The organism is Pseudomonas sp. Irchel 3E20, from assembly GCF_900187645.1.
Lineage (GTDB): Bacteria > Pseudomonadota > Gammaproteobacteria > Pseudomonadales > Pseudomonadaceae > Aquipseudomonas.
Genome location: NZ_FYEE01000003.1, coordinates 184,350 through 203,162 on the forward strand (window position 1 = coordinate 184,350; position 18,813 = coordinate 203,162).

The following is an 18,813-nucleotide window of genomic DNA, read 5'->3' on the forward strand; positions in this document are numbered from 1 at the left end:
CTACCCCGAAAACGCCTGGCGAAACTCACCGGGCGTACCGCCAATGGCCTGGCGGAAGCGGTTGGCGAAGTGGCTGGCGCTGGCAAAACCGCAGGCCAGGGCGATTTCGCCCAGGGGTTGGGCGCTGTGGCGCAACAAGTGGCGGGCGTGGTTGAGGCGCCGGGCCAGGACGTATTGGTGTGGGGCCAGGCCGAAGCTGTGGCGGAACATGCGGGCGAAGTGAAATTCCGACAGTGCGCAACGCGCCGCCAGTTGGCCCAGGCTCAGGGGCTCGGCCAGGTGTTGTTCGATGAAGGCCACCAGGTCGCGGCGTTGGTGTGCGGCCAAGCCACCCTTGACGCGCAGGCCCTGGCGCAGGCCGACCTGGGTCAGCAGGGTGTGGCTGAGCATCTCGTGGGCCAGGCTGCTGGTGAGCAGGCGCTCGCCGGGCTCGTTCCAGCTCAGGCGGATCAGTTGGCGAAAGCGCCGGGCCTGGGCCGGGTCATCGAGGAAGGTGCTTTCGCGCAGCTGCATTTCCCGCGGCTCGCGGTCCAACAGGGTGACGCAACCCAGGGCGAATTGGCGTGGGTCGAAGTACAGGTGGGCGAGGCGGATTTCGCCGTTGATGACCCACGCCGATTGGTGTTCGGCGGGCAGGATGCAGAGTTTGTCGGGGGCGCCCGTGGTGCCGGGTTGGCCACGGCGGAAGGTGCCGGTGCCGCCGGCGATGTAGCACGACAGGGTGTGGTGGCTTGGGGCCTGGTAGTCCTGGGCGTCGTGATGGTTGCTCCACAGCGCGGCGGCCATGCCGTCACCGAGCTCGGCGCTGTGCTCCAGGCGCGCGTTGGGCGAGCGATGGAGAGCTTGAAAGACGTGCAGGTTTTCCAGGGTGGGCATGGGCGCGGGCATCGATGGCAACAGGTCGCCATCCTACTCCGTCGCCATCACCCTGCCAGCCCACCGGCGACAAAAGCGCAAGTTTATGCAAGCGCCAATGCCAGGTGAGGCTTGAAACTGAAGGCCTTCTTCAGGAGCCCTCGCCATGAACATCACTTTGTACCTGCTGACCGTGCTGATCTGGGGCACCACCTGGATTGCCCTCAAATGGCAGTTGGGTGTGGTAGCCATCGAGGTGTCGATTGTCTACCGCTTTGCCCTGGCGGCCCTGGTGCTGTTCGCCATCCTTTTGCTCAGCCGCCGTTTGCAGCCGATGAACCGGCGCGCCCATTTGATTTGCCTGGCCCAGGGCCTGTGCCTGTTTTGCGTGAACTTCATGTGCTTTCTGTACGCCAGCCAATGGGTGCCCAGCGGTTTGGTGGCGGTGGTGTTTTCCACGGCAACCTTGTGGAACGCCCTCAACGCCCGGGTGTTCTTCGCCCAGAAAGTCGCCCGCAACGTGTTGATGGGCGGTGCGTTGGGCCTGCTGGGCCTGGGCTTTCTGTTCTGGCCGGAACTGGCGGGCCACAGCGCCAGCCCACAAACCGTGCTGGGCCTGGGGTTGGCGCTGCTGGGCACGCTGTGTTTCTCGGCGGGCAACATGCTTTCCAGCCTGCAACAGAAGGCCGGTTTCAAGCCCTTGACCACCAACGCCTGGGGCATGGCCTATGGCGCGGCGATGCTGGCGGCGTATTGCCTGGCCAGTGGCATCGCCTTTGAGGTGGAGTGGACGACGCGCTACCTCGGTTCGTTGCTGTACCTGGTGCTCCCGGGGTCGGTGATCGGCTTTACCGCGTACCTGACGCTGGTCGGGCGCATGGGCCCGGAGCGTGCGGCGTACTGCACGGTGCTGTTCCCGGTGGTGGCACTCAACGTCTCGGCGCTGGTGGAAGGCTACCAATGGACGGCCCCGGCGTTGGTCGGGTTGGTGCTGGTAATGCTGGGCAATGTGCTGGTGTTCCGCAAACCCGCGCCGCTGGCCCCTCGGCGCTCGCTCGCCTGAGGGCGGTATATAAGTAGAGTGGATCGTCCGGCGGGGGGGCTTAGGCTGGCCATTGGTTTTTTAAAAGGACTGACCAATGGCCAACCAAGGCAAAGACGAGGCGTCCAGTCTCGCGACATTCCTGGCCGCGCCGCCGGACCATGAGTGGCTGCTGTCGCAGCAGCAATGGAGCTTGCAGCAGGTAGTGGACGTACTGCATGTGCAATACGAGCAGTTCATGGGCGGCCTTCAGGATGAGGAGCGCAGCCGCTACCTGGCCTTGCAGCGACAAGTGTTGAACGCCCAGCAACGCCTCGAGCAGGGCGCCGCGGATTTCCACAAGGCGTTCGAGGCCGCAGGGTTGGAGCAGTTGCGTGCGGTTTTGCGCGAGATCGCCGGGCGCGACATCGACCCGCAAACCACCTACCTGCACACCCGCTACCTCAAACCTGCCCCCGGCGAGCAGGGCGAGGGGCCGTTACGGGCGACCCGGGCCCTGGACCCTCATGCGCAGGCTGAAGACGTCTTTAGCGTCAGCCTGTGGGAGGCGGCCTGTGGCAACTTCGGTTTCGACACCGCGTGGTATCTGCCGAAGATGGGCAGTACCGAGAATGCCAGCTACATCGATGGCGGCCTGAGTGTGGCGGCGTTTATCGACAAGGTGCGCAAGCTGGATCTAGGCGCGCGGCTCAACGAGCAACTGCAACAGACGCTGGAGCAGGGGGAACTCAAGCGCCTGCTGCAGAGCAAGGTGGCGCTCCAGTTCGAGTTCGATCTGCTGGAAGCCCTGCGGACGTCGTCCACCAGCGGCATCGACCGCAGCCGTTACGAGGCCCTGAAGCGGGCAGATCGGTTGCCGACCCAATGGTCGAGCTGCGCCTTGCTGACGATGCGGGTTCCCTATGGCGCGGGCGAACCCCTGACGGTGCCCGAGCCCGGGTTTGCTGGCGTGCAGCAACCCCCTGAACGTGGCCACCCTATCCGCGTGCCGCTGGTGATGTTCAGGGTGGCGGGGGTCAGAGGCGTATTTACCTATTTTCCCAACCGCCCCAATGGTGCCTTGCAGCATGAGGATGAGGTGAAGTGGGCCTGGAACAGCTTCAAGCACCAATTCATCGCCGCCTATCATGGCCATTTCCCCTGGCTGCACGAGCCTTTGTCGTTTCACGATCAGGCTCTGCTGCGCAGTTTCAGTCGCGTCCCGGTAAGGCCCACGGGCCTGAACTGGGTCGCTTCACGCCTCTATGACGTTTTTTCCCGCGCCCTCTACCAGCGCGATATCAACCAACTGACCTATACCCAGGAGCCCACCACCTCGCCCCATGCGGCGTTGTGGGCGTTTGAAACCGGCCGCTTTGCCAGCAATATCAAAGCGATGGCCATCCAGACCTCTGATAGGGATTGGGAGTCGGCCGTCAAGATCATAAAGGTCATCGTCAATGAGTCGCTGGACTGGCTGCTGATCCCCGTGCCTGGCCCGGTGCGCGGTATCAATGGCCTGAGGCAGTTGGCTCTGTTCACCACCTTAGGCTACAGCCTGTACCAAGGCGTGCAGGCCTTGAGCCACGGCGAGGCGGCGGATTTGACCCAGGCATTCATCGACCTGGCAGACCTGATGTTCAGTGTCAGCCTGGAGCGCAGGCTGGGGAACATGGCCTACCGGCGACACGCGCGGCTGTTTCAACGGCTTAGTGGCCACCATAAGGTCACCCTGAGCGATGGCACCGTGGGGCTCTGGCGCGAAGACATCCAACCCTTCGCCCTCAGCCCCGATCAATTGCCCCAGATCCGGGAGCCCAATGACCAGGGCTTCATCGAACACGGCGAGCAACGCTATGTGCAGGTGGCCCAGGGCGAGCAGACCCTGCTGGCGCAGGTTGTGCCTGTGGGCGATCAGGGCTGGCAACTCAAGCCACGCGCGGGCGGCTCGCCTTTCAGCCCACCGGTACGTTATGACGCGATGAGCCGAACCTGGCGCCTGGCGCTGGATGACAGTGCTCGCCTGAGCGACACCACGTTGCTCGAGCGCATGCTGGGCCTGTCCGGGGTGCCGGTGAATGCCCTGGAGGCGTTGCTCAAGGGCTGCGCAATTTCCCGCGCGCAGCTGGACAGCCTATGGCGTGGCGAGGCCCGGCCCCTGTCGGCGGCAGTGATCGATGGCATCGTGCGCTTGCGGGCCGATCAGCACATCCGCCAGCTCGGTGCGCTGCTCGACACGCTTGAGCCGATACCCGTGCATGCCGCCGACGCCTTGTTGGCACTGTTGCCCCATGTGCCAGGCTGGCCGGCGGACACCGCCCTGGTACGCAAGGACAGCGACGGCGACGTGGTGTGCAGCTACAGCCGCAATGGCGCGCCATTGGCCAGCAGGCAGGTTGTGCTGATCGTGCAAGGGGACCACCGCCTCGATACCTCAGGGCGCAGGGTGCCGGATACCGACCTGCTGGACTGGGTACTGCACGCTGTGCCCGCATTGCACCCAGCGCCGGACCTGGCCGCCGCCGATGCGCTGGCGCAACGGCGCAGCACCGTGGCGTCCGAGTTGCTGGAACTGTTGTCCGTGCGTGGGTTAGAGCTGTTCGAGGCCCTGACGCGATTCGGCACGAGCCTGCGCGCGGGCGCAGCCGCCGCGCGGCCAGGCGTGCGGCAACTGCTGCCCGATAGCCGTGGCGCGCAGGGCAGTACCACACCGACGGTGGTGCGCACACTGGAGGCGCTGCACCCGCAGGTATCCCGGCCCCGGTTGCTGGAGGTGTTGCGCGAGCATCCGTTGCCGAGCCACGAGCAGGAACAGATCGTGCGCTCACAACTGCTTCCAGAACGCTTGTATTGGGCCCTGCGTCGCGCCCGTGACGACGGCCGACGTGACGCGGCACTGGACGGCATTTTCCACCGCCGCGCCTTTAACCCCGACGCGCTGGCCTGGGCTGAAGGCTTTGCCCGTTTTGTGCTCAGTCATTCCCTGGGGCGCGACCTGGTGGTGGGTGCGCCAGCCCAAAGCAACCCTTACGCCAGCAAGGGCGCGGGGGATCAGACCATCGTATTGCTCACCGATGACGAGGGGCGCGTTGCCGTGTTCGACCACCAACAGAGCCGGCGCGAAGAGGCGATCGGGGGCCCCGACAGCTTCTACCTCGCTCTCCTTGCGCACCTTGGCGCGGCGCAACGCTTGACCCTGGACCTGGCCTCCGACGATCCGGTGCAGAGCCTGCGTCTGCGGGTGGCCCAGGCGATGCTCAGGCACCGTACGACCCAGGGCGCATTCCGGTTACCCACCACCGGGCTGGAACATTACGAGGTCACGAATGTAGACCTGAACAGGCTGCAACCCGACGCCACGGGGCTGTATACCGTGGCCGCTGAACGTTATTTACCCCTGGGCGGCCGTACCTATCAGGTAGCGGCACACGGCCAGCCATTGGCTTGGGAGATTGTGCACCCGCTCAAGGTCGGCGCCGTGGGCCTGCCCTTGGTCCACAACGGCCATGGCGCCTGGCGTCTAGCCGATGAGAACCCCCGGACGTGGGAGGGCCATGAGCCGTTTCGGCGCCTGGGGCATTCGGTGGCGATGTTCGGTGCCGATGCTATCGACGGCATCGCGGCGGTCAGTGGTGTGGGCGAAGACGTCCTGCGCCGGGTTCATGCCAACAGTGAGCCACCACCTGCGTTGTTGTTGGACAGCGTGGCGCGTTTCGAGCGCCATCAGCAGATCGACATCGGGTTGGAGCGGGGGCGTGAGTTTTTCGTGAGCCTGCTGGGTACGCTCGATGCCGATGGGGTGAGCGGCCTTGTCGGCCCATCCGGGCCGGGCCTTGAGCCGCCAGTGGAGGCGCTGCTGACGCGGCGGGAACAGGCCCGGCCACAGTTGGCCGCGCAGTTGTTCCAGGCCTTAAGCCTGCGCGATCACCTGAGCGCCGATCCGCGCGCCCAGTTGATTCAGCGAGCCTTCCCCAGCCTGACGCAGGTGCTTGCCGATGACCTGGTGCGCGGTGCCAACACTGTTGAGCGTGAGCAACTGGCGGCAGGAAAAATTCCTCATGCGTTGGGTGAAGAGGCGCGTTGGCAGGTGCAAACGGTGCGCCTGAACCGCGCCTTTGAAGGGTTGTTCCTACAGGGCGCGCAGTCGGCGGACAGCCATCGGTTGATCCTGCACGCGCTCTCGCGCCTGCCCGGCTGGCCCGTGGACATGCGGGTTGAGGTCTTCGACCCGCAAGGGCGGGTCGATAGCCTGGGCAGCGAGACGGCGACTGTACGCCTGGAGATGAGGAATACCGCTCAGGGCTACCAGGCCCAGACGTTCACGGCCAATGGCAGTAGCACAGGGCCGGCTGATGTATGGTTTTTTACGGCGCTGCTGGCTGGGTTGCCGGCGGCCCAGCGCCAGGCGTTGGTGCCGCAACCGGCCCTCGCCGATGCGCAATGGCGCGAGCAGATCGCCCAGCAGGTGAGCGGCGACAGGGCGCGCGCCCGGGAAGTCCTCGGGATGCGGCCCATCAAGCCCTGGTTTATTGCGCCTCGGCGCGTGGCGGCTGGGCGCATTGGTTATCCCCTGAGTGGGAGGGGCCGCTCCCGAACCGTTGACGGGCAACTGTTGGCGGCCTACCGGGAGCTTTACCCATCGCAGACCGACGATGAGGCGTGGTTGGACATCGGTGACCTGGGCGATACGACCCATGAGCGGCGCGAGGCCATTGCTCAACTGACGCTGGAGAGGGGCCGCCTGGAGCAGCAATTGCGCGCCTGGGTGGAACTTGCGGCAGGAGGCAACAGGGCCATTGTCGCGCAGCGCCTGCTCCAGTGCTGGCGAAAGGAGGCCAGGCAGGTGGCCGGTGGATACGAGTTGGATCTGAGTGGGTTGGCGTTGGCCGAGCTGCCTGATATCGCTGTGCCGTTGCGTAATGTGAGGGTGCTCAAGCTCGATGACAATGCACTGGAGGATGTGCCGTTTTCGTTCTTGCGGCTGTTTCCCAAGGTAAGAAGCGTGTCGTTACGCAGCAATGGGCTACGTCATTTTGTGCAAAATCTCACGCGCCTGCCCGACTTGATCGGGCTTGACCTTGCGTACAACCAGATCTCGTTTAGCCTCCCAGACGTGCAATACCTGATGGACATGGTCGAGCTCAGGGTGCTGGATCTGGAAGGTAACCCGTTGGAACCGGGGCTGCGTTTGCAGGTGGGTACGTTGAGCCGCCTCGAAGGACTGAACCTGCGCAATACGGGCTTGACTCACTTGCCCTTTGGGATGGCGGGGTTGCGCCGTATTCGGCGGATCGATTTGCGCGATAACCGCATTGGAGAACTGACCCAGTTCGGTCTCGCCCTTCCTCATGCGGTGCTGCGGGCCATGGACCTTGCAGGCAATCCGCTTTCCGATCAGACCTGGGACCTGTTGCGCAGTTATCACGCCGACCCTGACCACCGCGATGCGAACTTCGGCGTGATAAACCGCTATGAGCCCAGGCCGGCCAACCCTGAGCATTGGCTGGCGGACATTCCCGGCAGTGCCCTTGCAGACCGACGGGCGCTGTGGAACCGCGTAAAGAGCCAGTCCACTCAGATGAGCGGGTTTTTTGACCTGATCGAGCGGATCGGCTCCCACCCCCATTTCAACGAAGTGTCTTACCGCCCGCTACGTGAAGACCTGGGCCGCTGCGTGTGGGACTTGCTGGAAGGGGCCGACGCCAGTGCGCAATTCGCCCTGAACCTCCATGGCGAGCCCTATGAACCTGGCCTGTCCATCAACCGCTTGGTACTCATCCTGGGCTCCATCGCGTTGAGCACCCAGCCATTCAGGATTGCCACCGGGCGGCGCCCCGAGGCGTTGTGGGATGCCTTGGTGTTGTTTCGCACCGAGGCGCGGCTGGAGGTGTTGAAAAATAATCTACGGGAAACCGGCCTGTACCAGCAGGAACACCTATTGAGCAGCCGGGAACTGGCGTATCAGATAGCCCTGGCCGACCTCTTTGTGATGCCAAGCAGGTTCCGGCAAAGGATGGATCGCAATACCCCGGAACTGAGCACGCAAGACATCGAGAGCATGCGCAGGGTGCTGACCCTGGCGGACGCACGCACCCATATCGAGATCCTGTTATCGGCCGTTCCCGGGCGCAGGGATTTCTGGGAGAACTTGCTGCGAGACCGATTCGAGGGCGCGTTCGCCACTCGGCTCAGGTCCATGCACACGGCGCTGGAGGCACTCGATGAGCAGGTCAGCGACGGCACCCTCAATGAACACCAATACCTGTTGCAGGCCAATGTCTTAAAGGTGTCGCTGGAAGAACAGGAGAGAGCGCTGATTGACGAACTGACCCAACGCGAGTGGCTGGCATTTACCGGCAGGGCGCCCGCGCAGCCTGAATGAGCGGCCCTTGGCGCCTGTTGTGGGCGACCAAGGGCTGGCGGCCATCAGCCCTTGAACACCTGAGGGTTGACCAAATCCCGCGGGCGTTCGCCCAGCAGCGCACTGCGCAGGTTGTCCAGGGCGCGGTTGGCCATGGCGTCGCGGGTTTCGTGGGTGGCCGAACCGATGTGGGGCAGGGTCACGGCGTTGCTGAGTGCGAACAGCGGCGAGTCGCTGAGCGGCTCCCGCTCGTACACATCGAGCCCCGCGCCGCGGATGCGGTTGTTCTGCAGGGCCTCGATCAGCGCCGGCTCATCCACCACCGGGCCGCGGGAGATATTGACCAGGATCGCACCGGGTTTCATCAGCGCCAGTTCGCGGTGGCTGATGAGGTGGCGGGTCTTGTCGCTCAACGGCACCACCAGGCAGACGAAATCCGCCTCGCCCAGCAACTGGTCGAGGCTACGGTACTGGGCGCCGAGTTCCTGTTCCAGCGCCGTCTTGCGGCTGTTGCCGCTGTAGATCACCGGCATGTTGAACCCCAGGCGCCCACGGCGGGCGATGGCGGCGCCGATGTTACCCATGCCCACGATGCCCAGGGTTTTGCCAAACACATCGGTGCCAAACAACGGCGCGCCGACGGTGGCTTGCCATTGCCCGGCCTTGGTCCAGGCATCGAGTTCCGGCACGCGGCGGGCGCTGCTCATCAGCAGGGCGAACGCCAGGTCGGCGGTGCTTTGGGTGAGCACATCGGGGGTGTTGGTGAGCATGATCCCGCGTTCATTGAGGTAGGCCAGGTCGTAGTTGTCGTAGCCCACCGAGACACTGGACACCACTTGCAATTGCTGGGCGTTTTCCAGTTGCGCACGGCCCAGTTTGCGCCCCACGCCGATCAAACCGTGGGCCTGGGGCAGGGCTTCGTTGAACTGCGCGTTGATGTCGCCCTGCTTGGGGTTGGGCACGATCACGTTGAAGTCCTGCTGCAAGCGTTCAACCATTTGCGGGGTGACGCGGCTGAAGGCAAGTACGGTCTTTTTCATCGAAGGAGTGCTCGTCTGACGGCGGAAAATAGCAAGCACGCTAACATTCCCGGTCGCGGTTAGGCGAGTGCCAGTTGTCCCGGCAGCGGCCGGCGAAGATTAATCCGCCGTTAATGCCTGTGCTGTTAATTGCCCCAGGTTTTAACCTGGGGCGCATGCGCGAACCTTCACGATCCGCGTGTAAACTGGCGGCCATTGAACCGCCGCCAATTTGGGAAAGGATTACGACAATGAGTGAAGAAACACTAAGGTTGGTACGCGAACGCCGCTATCTGGTGTTGCTGGGCATTATCTGCCTGGCACTGATCGGCGGCGCGCTCTATATGCAAGTGGTGCTGGGCGAGGCACCGTGCCCGCTGTGCATCCTGCAACGCTATGCGTTGCTGCTGATCGCGCTGTTTGCGTTTATCGGCGCCGCCATGCCGGGGCGCCGTAGCCTGACGGTCATGGAAGCGCTGGTGGTGTTGAGCGCCCTCGGCGGTGTGGCGGTGGCCGGGCATCACGTATACACCCAGTTCTACCCGGCGGTGAGTTGCGGTATCGATGTGCTGCAGCCGATTGTAGACAGCCTGCCGCTGGCGACGATCTTCCCCCTGGGCTTTCAGGTCGATGGCTTTTGCTCCACGCCTTACCCGCCGATTCTTGGCTTGTCCCTGGCGCAGTGGGCGTTGCTGGCGTTTGTATTGACGGCGGTGCTCGTGCCTTTGCTGATTACCCGTAATCGCAAACACTTGAACTCATAAACGCACTAACTATATAACGCCCCGGCTCTGGATAAGAGTTCGGGGCGTTTTGCTGTGTGGTGGATTTAACTGGATAAGTGAAAGTGGGTGATGACTCCTACATTCACTGTCGGCCATAGGGCGACTATTGTTTTTGCAACTTCTTCTATGCTGATGATTCAACTTACTGCAATAAGGAAATTGCATCATGTATCTCTCGCAAGAAGCCCGTGTATCTGTCACCAAAACCCTTTGGGAAGAAAAAGCCTTTAGCTATTTGATGGTTCTTTATCGTGCAGGCTCGGGGGAAATTACCCAGGCCCCTATTACCTTGGAGAACGGCGGCTTCAGGGTAAGCATCGATGAGTACCCAGATATTAACACCTGTTTGTTTAGCCACCTTGAAGATCTACTCCAAGTACTGGACGAATATGGCTTTATTCAGGTGCCCGGTGCTCTGGATCACATTCAGTACACCGGGCAAAAGTTACCCTCGACCCTGGATGAGCAATTGAGTGAACCGCATATGTTCTTACTGTGTCGGCGCTATGCGTTTCAACTTCAATATGAGTCGGACAGTTATGGCTATCACTCGGCACCTGTGTACTTCGATGGTCACAGTGTTTACGTCGAGCACATCCCCCAGCCTGAAATCTATCAAGTGCGCTTCAAGACGCTGGATGCGCTGCTGACAGCAATGAACCGTTATGGCGAAGCCAGCATCCTGGATTGGAGCTACAAGGTCGGTGTACGCCAGCCTGCCTTCGAGTAACCCCATCGGCGTTGTACGCAAAAGTACGTATCAGGGCGACGGTGGCACGCCGACGCCCTGGTATTTTTTCGTCTTGGTGAAAATTGCCATGACAACGCTCAAGAATCGTTGCTGCATACCTGCGACACGTTGTCACACTCGTTATGTGACAAATCATTTCAAAGTGTAGGGCTATTGCAACAATGCGCGGGCAGCCCGCACAGGTGTGGCCGGTTTTTTTTCGCCTTGCGCCGCTCGGGCACCAGGCAGTTCTAACAGGTTTTGCCGTGGCGCTATAGCCCTTTAAAAAAGGGGCATGGCGCGATCTGGTAGGCGATTTTGCGCACAGTGTAACTGTCTGAATCGGGCCCATTAAGCCTACATTTTTCGGGGTTTTTGTTGAGAATGAAATTCGATACGATTATGCGTCGGCGCAATAATCGTTAGAGATTGTTGCTGAATGCGATAAAAATTATTTCTAGATGAGACATGGTTTATAAAACCCGACGTATCTACAATCGCCCGCACTGAATTTGCGGCACTGCTCATCCCTGAGCACACGCATGCGGCCCAGGGGCATTTTTAGGCTTCATAGGGTTTGCAGGTGCCGGCGCCTTCCACATTTCCGCACCAAATGGAATTGGTCTTTAACCAGGCCTTTGACCACGAATTCGAATAAGAACACACCGCTAGCCCAGGATTTGTCGATCAGCGCGTAGCGCGCCGGGCAGGCCCTTATTCAACCGATGAAAAAATGCCAACCCTTGGCAGGGTGAAGTGTTGGCGATCAAAACCCAACTGCATTGCGCAAGCTGCTTTAGAGGTCGTGAGATGAGTAAAACCAGGTACCCCCGATTGTTAGGCTTTTTGCCTCTGCTGGGCATGTTATTGCTCAGCGGTTGCAACATGACCTTGCTCGACCCCAAGGGCCAGGTGGGCCTGGACGAGCGAAACCTGATTATCACCGCGACCCTGCTGATGCTGTTGGTGGTCGTGCCGGTGATCCTGATGACGTTCATCTTCGCCTGGAAATACCGTGCCTCGAACACCCAGGCCACCTACACGCCGAAGTGGAACCACTCCACCAAGATCGAGATCGCGGTCTGGACCGTGCCGATCCTGATTATCGTCGCCCTGGGTTACGTCACTTATAAGTCGACCCACGCCCTGGACCCGTACCGTCCGCTGGAATCGGACGTCAAGCCGATCACCATCGAAGTGGTCGCCATGGACTGGAAGTGGCTGTTCATCTACCCGGAACAAGGCATCGCCACGGTCAACAAGATCGTATTCCCGGCCCACACCCCGATCAATTTCCGGGTGACGTCCGACACCGTGATGAACTCGTTTTTCATCCCCGGGTTGGGCGGCCAGATCTACGCCATGGCGGGTATGCAGACCAAGCTGCACCTGATGGCCAACCAGAACGCCGAGCTGGACGGGATCTCCGCCAACTACAGCGGTGCGGGTTTCACCGGCATGAAGTTCAAAGCCATCGCCACCACCCAGGAAGAGTTCGACACCTGGGTCAGTGATGTCAAAAAGGCACCTAACCAGCTTGACCAAGCTGAATACGAAGCCCTTTCCAAGCCGAGCCAGAACAACCCAGTCGCGCTCTACGCCTCGTTCAAGCCCAACCTGTTCCAGACCATCATCGACAAGTATGAAGGCATGAAACCGGGCAAGCCGATGCACCACGACAAGCAAGACAAGCAAGACAAAGAAGTGGCCCACATGGAAGGGATGGACATGAGTTCGCATTCAGCTGCCGGGGCAGAGGAGTAATCGATGTTTGGTAAATTAAGTCTGGAAGCGATTCCGTTCCACGAGCCGATTGTCATGGTGACCATTGCCATGATCGCGCTCGGCGGTCTGGCGGTGTTCGCGGCAATCACCTACTTCAAGAAGTGGACCTACTTGTGGACCGAGTGGCTGACGTCCGTGGACCACAAGAAAATCGGCGTGATGTACATCATCGTCGCCATGATTATGCTGCTGCGCGGCTTTGCCGACGCCATCATGATGCGCACCCAGTTGGCCATGGCCACCGAGGGCTCGCCGGGCTACCTGCCGCCTGAGCACTACGACCAGATCTTCACCGCCCACGGCGTCATCATGATTATCTTCATGGCGATGCCGTTCTTCACCGGCCTGATGAACCTGGCAGTGCCGCTGCAGATTGGCGCCCGCGACGTGGCGTACCCGTTCCTCAACTCCCTGAGCTTCTGGCTGCTGGTCTCAGGCGTGGTGCTGGTGAACGTTTCCCTGGGTGTCGGCGAATTCGCCAAGACCGGTTGGGTTGCTTACCCGCCGCTGTCGGAAACCGGCTATAGCCCGGGCGTGGGTGTGGACTACTACATCTGGGCCCTACAGCTATCGGGGCTAGGGACGACGCTAACGGGGGTCAACTTCCTGGCCACCGTGCTGAAAATGCGTACCCCCGGCATGAAGCTGATGGACATGCCGATCTTCACCTGGACCTGCACCTGGGCCAACGTCCTGATCGTGGCTTCGTTCCCGATCCTGACCGCTACCCTGGCACTGCTGACCCTTGACCGTTACATGGATTTCCACATTTTCACCAATGAACTGGGTGGAAATCCGATGATGTACGTCAACCTGTTTTGGGCCTGGGGCCACCCCGAGGTGTACATCCTGATCCTGCCGGCGTTCGGCATTTTCTCCGAAGTCATCTCTACCTTCTCCGGCAAGAAACTGTTCGGCCACCACTCGATGATCTACGCCAGCGGCGCGATCTCGATCCTGGGTTTCATGGTCTGGCTGCACCACTTCTTCACCATGGGTTCGGGGGCCAACGTCAACGCCTTCTTCGGCCTGGCGACCATGCTGATTTCCATTCCCACGGGGGTGAAGCTGTTCAACTGGCTGTTCACCATTTACCAAGGCCGGCTGCGCTTCACCAGCCAGGTGCTGTGGACCCTGGGCTTCATGGTGACCTTCGCCATCGGCGGCATGACTGGCGTACTGCTGGCCATCCCCGGCGCGGACTTCGTACTGCACAACAGCCTGTTCGTGATCGCGCACTTCCATAACGTGATTATCGGCGGCGCGGTATTCGGCTACATCGCAGGCTTTAGCTTCTACTTCCCCAAAGCGTTCGGCTTCAAGCTGCACGAAGGCTGGGGCAAGGCCGCGTTCTGGTTCTGGATCTCGGGCTTCTTCGTCGCGTTCATGCCGCTCTATGCGCTGGGCTTCATGGGCATGACCCGTCGCCTGAACGCCACCACCAACCCGGAGTGGGTGCCGTACCTGTACGTGGCCATGTTCGGCGCCGTGATGATCGCCGTCGGCATCGCCTGCCAGTTGATCCAGCTCTACGTCAGCGTGCGTGACCGCAAGCAGAACCTGTGCGAAGCGGGCGACCCGTGGAATGCCCATACCCTGGAATGGTCCACCTCCTCGCCACCGCCGTTCTACAACTTCGCCGTACTGCCCAAGGCTGATGGCGTCGATCCGTTTACCGAAGCCAAGGAAAACGGCACCGCTTACCAGGCCCCGGCCCGCTACGAGCCGATCCACATGCCGAGCAACACCGCCACGGGCGTGGTGATGGGCGGCCTGTTGACGGTGTTCGGTTTCGCCATGGTCTGGCACATCTGGTGGCTGGCCATCGTTGGCCTGGTCGGCACCGTGGTGTATTTCGCCATCCATGCCGCCCGCGACGACCAGGGCTACATGGTGCCGGTGGAAACGATCGAACGGATCGAAGCCGAGCAGCGCAAGCGTCTGGTAGCGGCCAAGGCCATCCCGGCTAGCCGTGTTGAAACCTCGTTGGAACAGGCTTAAACCATGTCGAACTTAGTGACCAATGTTGGACACGCCCATGGCACGGACCATGGGCACGATGACCACCACCACGACTCGGGCGAGATGACCATTTTCGGTTTCTGGCTCTACCTGATGACCGACTGCATTCTGTTTGCGTCGATCTTCGCGGTGTACGCGGTGTTGGTGAACAACGTCGCCGGTGGCCCGTCGGGCCACGACATCTTCGAGCTGCCGTACGTGCTGGGTGAAACCGCGCTGCTGCTGTTCAGCTCGATCACCTACGGCTTCGCCATGCTGGCGCTGTTCAAGGGCAAGAAAACCCAGGTGTTGGGCTGGTTGGCCATGACCTTCCTCCTGGGCGCGGGCTTTATCGCCATGGAGATCAACGAATTCCACCTGCTGATCGCCGAAGGCTTCGGCCCTAGCCGTTCGGGCTTCCTGTCCGGGTTCTTCACCCTGGTCGGCACCCACGGCCTGCACGTGACCAGCGGCCTGATCTGGATGGCGATCATGATGTACCAGGTGCAGAAAAACGGCCTGACCGCGACCAACAAGACCCGCCTGAGCTGCCTGAGCCTGTTCTGGCACTTCCTGGACGTGGTGTGGATCTGCGTCTTCACCGTTGTTTACCTGATGGGGACTCTGTAATGGCTAATGCCCACTCCCACGACAGCCACGACGCCGGCCACGGCAGCGTCAAGTCCTACGCCATCGGCTTCATCCTGTCGGTGATCCTGACCGTCATTCCCTTTGGCCTGGTGATGTACCCCTCGCTGCCCAAAGCCATGACCCTGTGGATCATCCTGGCGTTCGCGGTCATTCAAGTGCTGGTACACCTGGTGTACTTCCTGCACCTGGATCGCTCCCAGGCCCAGCGCAACAACGTGATTGCGTTTGTCTTCGCGGCGCTGGTGATCGTCCTGCTGGTTGGCCTCTCGTTGTGGATCATGTTCAGCATCCACACCGTGATGATGGCGCACTGAGGAAAATCCGGATGTCCTTAAAGCACTTTATCCAAATCACCAAGCCGGGGATCATTTTCGGTAACGTGCTTTCTGTGGCAGGCGGGTTCTTCCTGGCCTCCAAAGGGCATGTCGATCTGGCCATCTTCCTGGCCGCCATGATCGGCACTTCCCTGGTGGTTGCCTCCGGTTGCGTGTTCAACAACTGCATCGACCGCGACATCGACCTGAAGATGGAGCGCACCAAGAACCGCGCGCTGGTCCAGGGCCTCATCTCCCTGAAACTGGCGCTGATCTACGCGACCGTCCTCGGCGTCGCCGGCGTGGCGCTGCTGTACTGGGTGGCCAATCCGTTGGCGGCGTTGTTCGCCGTTATCGGCTTTGTCATCTACGTCGGCTTCTACAGCCTGTACCTCAAGCGCAAGTCGGTGCACGGCACGCTGGTGGGCAGCCTGTCGGGGGCGATGCCGCCGGTGATCGGTTACGTCGCGGTCAGCAACAGCTTCGACATGGCGGCCCTGACCCTGCTGGTGATGTTCAGCCTGTGGCAGATGCCGCACTCGTACGCCATCGCGATCTTCCGCTTCAACGACTACCTGGCGGCATCCATCCCGGTGCTGCCGGTCAAGCGCGGCATACGCGTGGCCAAAAAACACATCCTGCTCTACATCCTGGCCTTCCTCGTGGCGACCTTGATGCTGACCTTCAGTGGTTACGCGGGCATGAGTTACCTGGCCGTCGCGGCCGCCATGGGCATGTACTGGCTGTACATGGCCTGGAGCGGCTACAAAGCGGTGGACGACAGCGTCTGGGCCCGCAAGCTGTTCGTGTTCTCCATCTTCACCATCACTGCCCTGAGCGTGATGATGTCCCTGGACTTCCAGGTGCCCCACGAGTTGCTGCTGACTTACGCACCTTGAACTGACAGCGCTGTGTAAAAAGCCCCGCCTTCGAGAGAAGCGCGGGGTTTTTTTATTGTTTTTTTCGCTGCGGTACATATCTACAGCATCCGCTTGGTTTGATCGGTCGATAGTCACCCCACGCCTCCACGGACGAGGCGCAGGAAGATTCATTCATTAATGCAAGGAAGCAATCATGCAAGACCTGATGGAAACCGAAACCCTGCTGAACACCGTTATCGGCCAGCCTTACTCCGAACCCCTGCGCGCTCAACTCGAAGCGCGCACTGGCCGCCCGGTGCGGCCAGTGGGGGCGGGGTTCTATAACCCGCACGATCTGGGCCCGCACCGCATTCGTCTGAATTTGCGTGAAGACCGCATGATCGAGTCCTACAGCTTTGGGGAATAAATACAGCGCTATTTAGCGACTGCCCAAGGCTGTTATGTGGGCCTTGTTCCTGAACCTGGCGTTTAAAGTAAACCGCCAGGTTCAGGCACAAAAAGGAGCACCAGCCATACAACAAAAAACCTCTATAACCCGCCCAGACATGTGGCGAGTGTCTTTGAAAGTTTTATTTTTATTGTTTGGAGCAGGTTTTACCCTCGCCAGGAAGTGGCAGTCTAAGCGCTATAAGAAAGATTACCGAGTACACCCTCGGCCAAGGAACTGACAGGGCCTTCAGCCACCCCACACCGCTGAAGGCCCTTTTTCTCGGGTGCGAATCAGGCCTGGGCGATGCTGTAGCCGTCGAATGCGGTTTGCTGTTGCAGGGCGGTGATGATGCTTTTGCGGGTCAGGGGGTGTTCGGCGCCTGAGTTATCCACAAAGGTTTCGCTTTGCAGCTCTGCTTCGTCGCCTTCGCCGACGAAGGTGAAGCCGAGGAACTCCAGGGCTTGGCGGTCGAGGTTGAGTTTGGCGCGCGGGTTGCGCAGGGGCAGGGTGACGCTGATGCCGTCCTTGCTGATGCTGAACACTTCGGCTTCTTTCTTGGCGCGGGCGGTTTTGCTCTTGCCGGCGCTGGGGTTGCTGATGGCCTGGTGGGTTTGGTTCAGCACTTTGAGGGCCAGGCCGTAGACGATTTCCTGGAACGCCGGGTCGTCCTTGTAGGTGGACAGAATGCGGCTGATGGGGAATTGGCTGCTGAGGTTTTCCAGGGCGGCGATGTCGGCGGCTTCGGCGTCCTTGAGTTGTTTGAGTTCGCCCATCAGTTCGTAGGCCTTGTCGTCGTCGAAGCTATCGTGGGCCTGGCGGATGGCCGCGCGCAGTTGGCGGATCTGTTCGCTTTCCTTGGTGGACTGGAAGGCGTCGAGCACCATTTCGCTGATGTTTTTCGCCTGGGGCACGTGCTGCGAAAGGTGGATGGCATTTTCGTATTCCACCCGGGACGACGGGGTGGCTACGGCTTCGGCGGTACGGGTATCAGGCATTGAAAAATTCACTACTTCATTAAACAAGGGGATGAGGCGGCGGGCATTCTCATGGTGCCCAGGCGATGGCGTCAAGGCGGGCTGCCCACCAACTCCCTGACGATAGCGATAAACCCATCTACCACTTTGCTGCGCCCCTGTCGGCGGGTGTGCAGCAGCAGGCTGGCGCGGGCCTGGCGGTTTTCGACGGGGCGGTAGGTGACGCCGGCCAGGGCCAGGGCGGCGGTGCAGCGCGGCACCAGGGCCACGCCTTGGCCGGCGGCGACGAGGGCGATGATCGAGGTGATCTGGCGCCCCGATGCGCCGGGCACCAGGCGCACCCCGGCGTCGTGGTAGAGGCGGTCCTGGATCTGGTTGAGGCCCGAGCCGTAGTCATCCGGGAAGCGGATCAACGGCCGCTCGCTCAACTGCGCCAGGCTCACTTCGGCCAGGGCCGCCAACGGGTCGGCGCTGGGGATTGCGGCAATCAGCTCTTCGTCGGCCAAGGCCAGGGTGTCGAGCCCGTCGTGCCCGCTGCCGGGGTGCAAACGGCTGAAACCGATGTCGATGCGGCCGTCGATAATCTGCGGCCATTGGCTGGCCGAAGCGCCTTCGATCAGGCTCAACTCGACCTCAGGGAAGCGCTGTCCAAACACCCGGATCGCCTCGCTGAACAGGCTCGACAAGGCAATCGAACTGGCAAAACCCAGGGTCAGTTGCCCGGCGCAACCGCTGGCCAGTTTGCCGGCGATGGCCTGGGCCAACTCCATTTGCTCCAGCACGGCGCGGGCGTAGGGCAAAAAGGCCTGGCCTTCGCTGGTCAGGCTCACCGCGCGGCTGCTGCGTTGGAACAGGCGAAACCCCAGCTCGGCCTCCAGGGCGGAAATCTGCCGGGTCAGCGGCGGCTGGGCCAGGTGCAGGCGCAGGGCGGCGCGGCCGAAATGCAGCTCTTGGGCAACCATCAAAAAGTAACGCAGGCGACGTAGATCGAGCATGTGCGGCCTTA

The 18,813-nt window shown here is 61.3% G+C and carries 14 protein-coding genes and 1 pseudogene; 10 read left to right on the plus strand and 5 right to left on the minus strand.

All coding sequences use genetic code 11. The features are described from left to right. The gene (locus CKW13_RS07195; protein WP_095108184.1) at positions 1-876 is read right to left on the minus strand and encodes an AraC family transcriptional regulator; all 876 of its coding nucleotides are present in this window, start codon (positions 874-876) and stop codon (positions 1-3) included. A 145-nt stretch (positions 877-1,021) separates the two neighbouring features. On the opposite strand from CKW13_RS07195, the gene CKW13_RS07200 reads away from it, so the two are divergent. Together CKW13_RS07200 and CKW13_RS07205 are read left to right on the plus strand one after the other, a co-directional pair. Next, positions 1,022-1,918 (plus strand): DMT family transporter, encoded by an 897-nt coding sequence (locus CKW13_RS07200; RefSeq protein WP_095107902.1) that lies wholly within the window; start codon positions 1,022-1,024, stop codon positions 1,916-1,918. 76 nt (positions 1,919-1,994) lie between these two features. After that, on the plus strand, positions 1,995-8,258 hold the full coding sequence (locus CKW13_RS07205) for a DUF6543 domain-containing protein (protein WP_095107903.1): 6,264 nt from the start codon (positions 1,995-1,997) through the stop codon (positions 8,256-8,258). A gap of 44 nt (positions 8,259-8,302) precedes the next feature. Here the strand turns inward: CKW13_RS07205 and CKW13_RS07210 are convergent, their stop codons facing one another. Next, complete coding sequence (locus CKW13_RS07210) at positions 8,303-9,277, minus strand: D-glycerate dehydrogenase (protein ID WP_095107904.1); 975 nt, start codon at positions 9,275-9,277, stop codon at positions 8,303-8,305. 230 nt (positions 9,278-9,507) lie between these two features. Between CKW13_RS07210 and CKW13_RS07215 the strand changes: the two genes are divergently transcribed. After that, entirely contained in the window at positions 9,508-10,020 is a 513-nt protein-coding gene (locus CKW13_RS07215) for a disulfide bond formation protein B (protein WP_095107905.1), read from the plus strand. Positions 10,021-10,207: 187 nt separating this feature from the next. Continuing rightward, positions 10,208-10,771 (plus strand): hypothetical protein, encoded by a 564-nt coding sequence (locus tag CKW13_RS07220; RefSeq protein WP_095107906.1) that lies wholly within the window; start codon positions 10,208-10,210, stop codon positions 10,769-10,771. Positions 10,772-11,339: 568 nt separating this feature from the next. On the opposite strand, the pseudogene CKW13_RS24970 reads toward CKW13_RS07220, so the two are convergent. Then, a pseudogene (locus CKW13_RS24970) lies at positions 11,340-11,554 on the minus strand (hypothetical protein). Positions 11,555-11,581: 27 nt separating this feature from the next. Between CKW13_RS24970 and cyoA the strand changes: the two are divergent. From cyoA to CKW13_RS07255, 6 genes are all read left to right on the plus strand, one after another. Further along, positions 11,582-12,535, plus strand: a complete 954-nt coding sequence (gene cyoA / locus CKW13_RS07230; protein ID WP_095107907.1) for a ubiquinol oxidase subunit II — start codon at positions 11,582-11,584, stop codon at positions 12,533-12,535. Between the two features lie 3 nt (positions 12,536-12,538). Beyond that, entirely contained in the window at positions 12,539-14,557 is a 2,019-nt protein-coding gene (gene cyoB / locus CKW13_RS07235) for a cytochrome o ubiquinol oxidase subunit I (protein WP_095107908.1), read from the plus strand. A 3-nt stretch (positions 14,558-14,560) separates the two neighbouring features. Further along, the gene (locus CKW13_RS07240) at positions 14,561-15,187 is read left to right on the plus strand and encodes a cytochrome o ubiquinol oxidase subunit III (protein WP_095107909.1); all 627 of its coding nucleotides are present in this window, start codon (positions 14,561-14,563) and stop codon (positions 15,185-15,187) included. Then, on the plus strand, positions 15,187-15,522 hold the full coding sequence (gene cyoD / locus CKW13_RS07245; RefSeq protein WP_095107910.1) for a cytochrome o ubiquinol oxidase subunit IV: 336 nt from the start codon (positions 15,187-15,189) through the stop codon (positions 15,520-15,522). Before CKW13_RS07240 ends, cyoD begins: the two co-directional genes overlap by 1 nt. An 11-nt stretch (positions 15,523-15,533) precedes the next feature. After that, positions 15,534-16,421 (plus strand): heme o synthase, encoded by an 888-nt coding sequence (gene cyoE / locus CKW13_RS07250; RefSeq protein ID WP_095107911.1) that lies wholly within the window; start codon positions 15,534-15,536, stop codon positions 16,419-16,421. Positions 16,422-16,596: 175 nt separating this feature from the next. Then, on the plus strand, positions 16,597-16,809 hold the full coding sequence (locus tag CKW13_RS07255; RefSeq protein ID WP_095107912.1) for a hypothetical protein: 213 nt from the start codon (positions 16,597-16,599) through the stop codon (positions 16,807-16,809). Between the two features lie 314 nt (positions 16,810-17,123). Here CKW13_RS07255 and CKW13_RS07260 read toward each other — a convergent pair whose 3' ends face one another. Next, positions 17,124-17,828 carry a hypothetical protein gene (locus CKW13_RS07260; RefSeq protein WP_095107913.1) on the minus strand — a complete coding sequence of 235 codons (705 nt, stop codon included), beginning with the start codon at positions 17,826-17,828 and terminating at the stop codon, positions 17,124-17,126. Between the two features lie 71 nt (positions 17,829-17,899). Continuing rightward, positions 17,900-18,802, minus strand: coding sequence for a LysR family transcriptional regulator (locus CKW13_RS07265; RefSeq protein ID WP_095107914.1), 903 nt, complete (start codon positions 18,800-18,802; stop codon positions 17,900-17,902). Positions 18,803-18,813 lie beyond the last annotated feature (11 nt).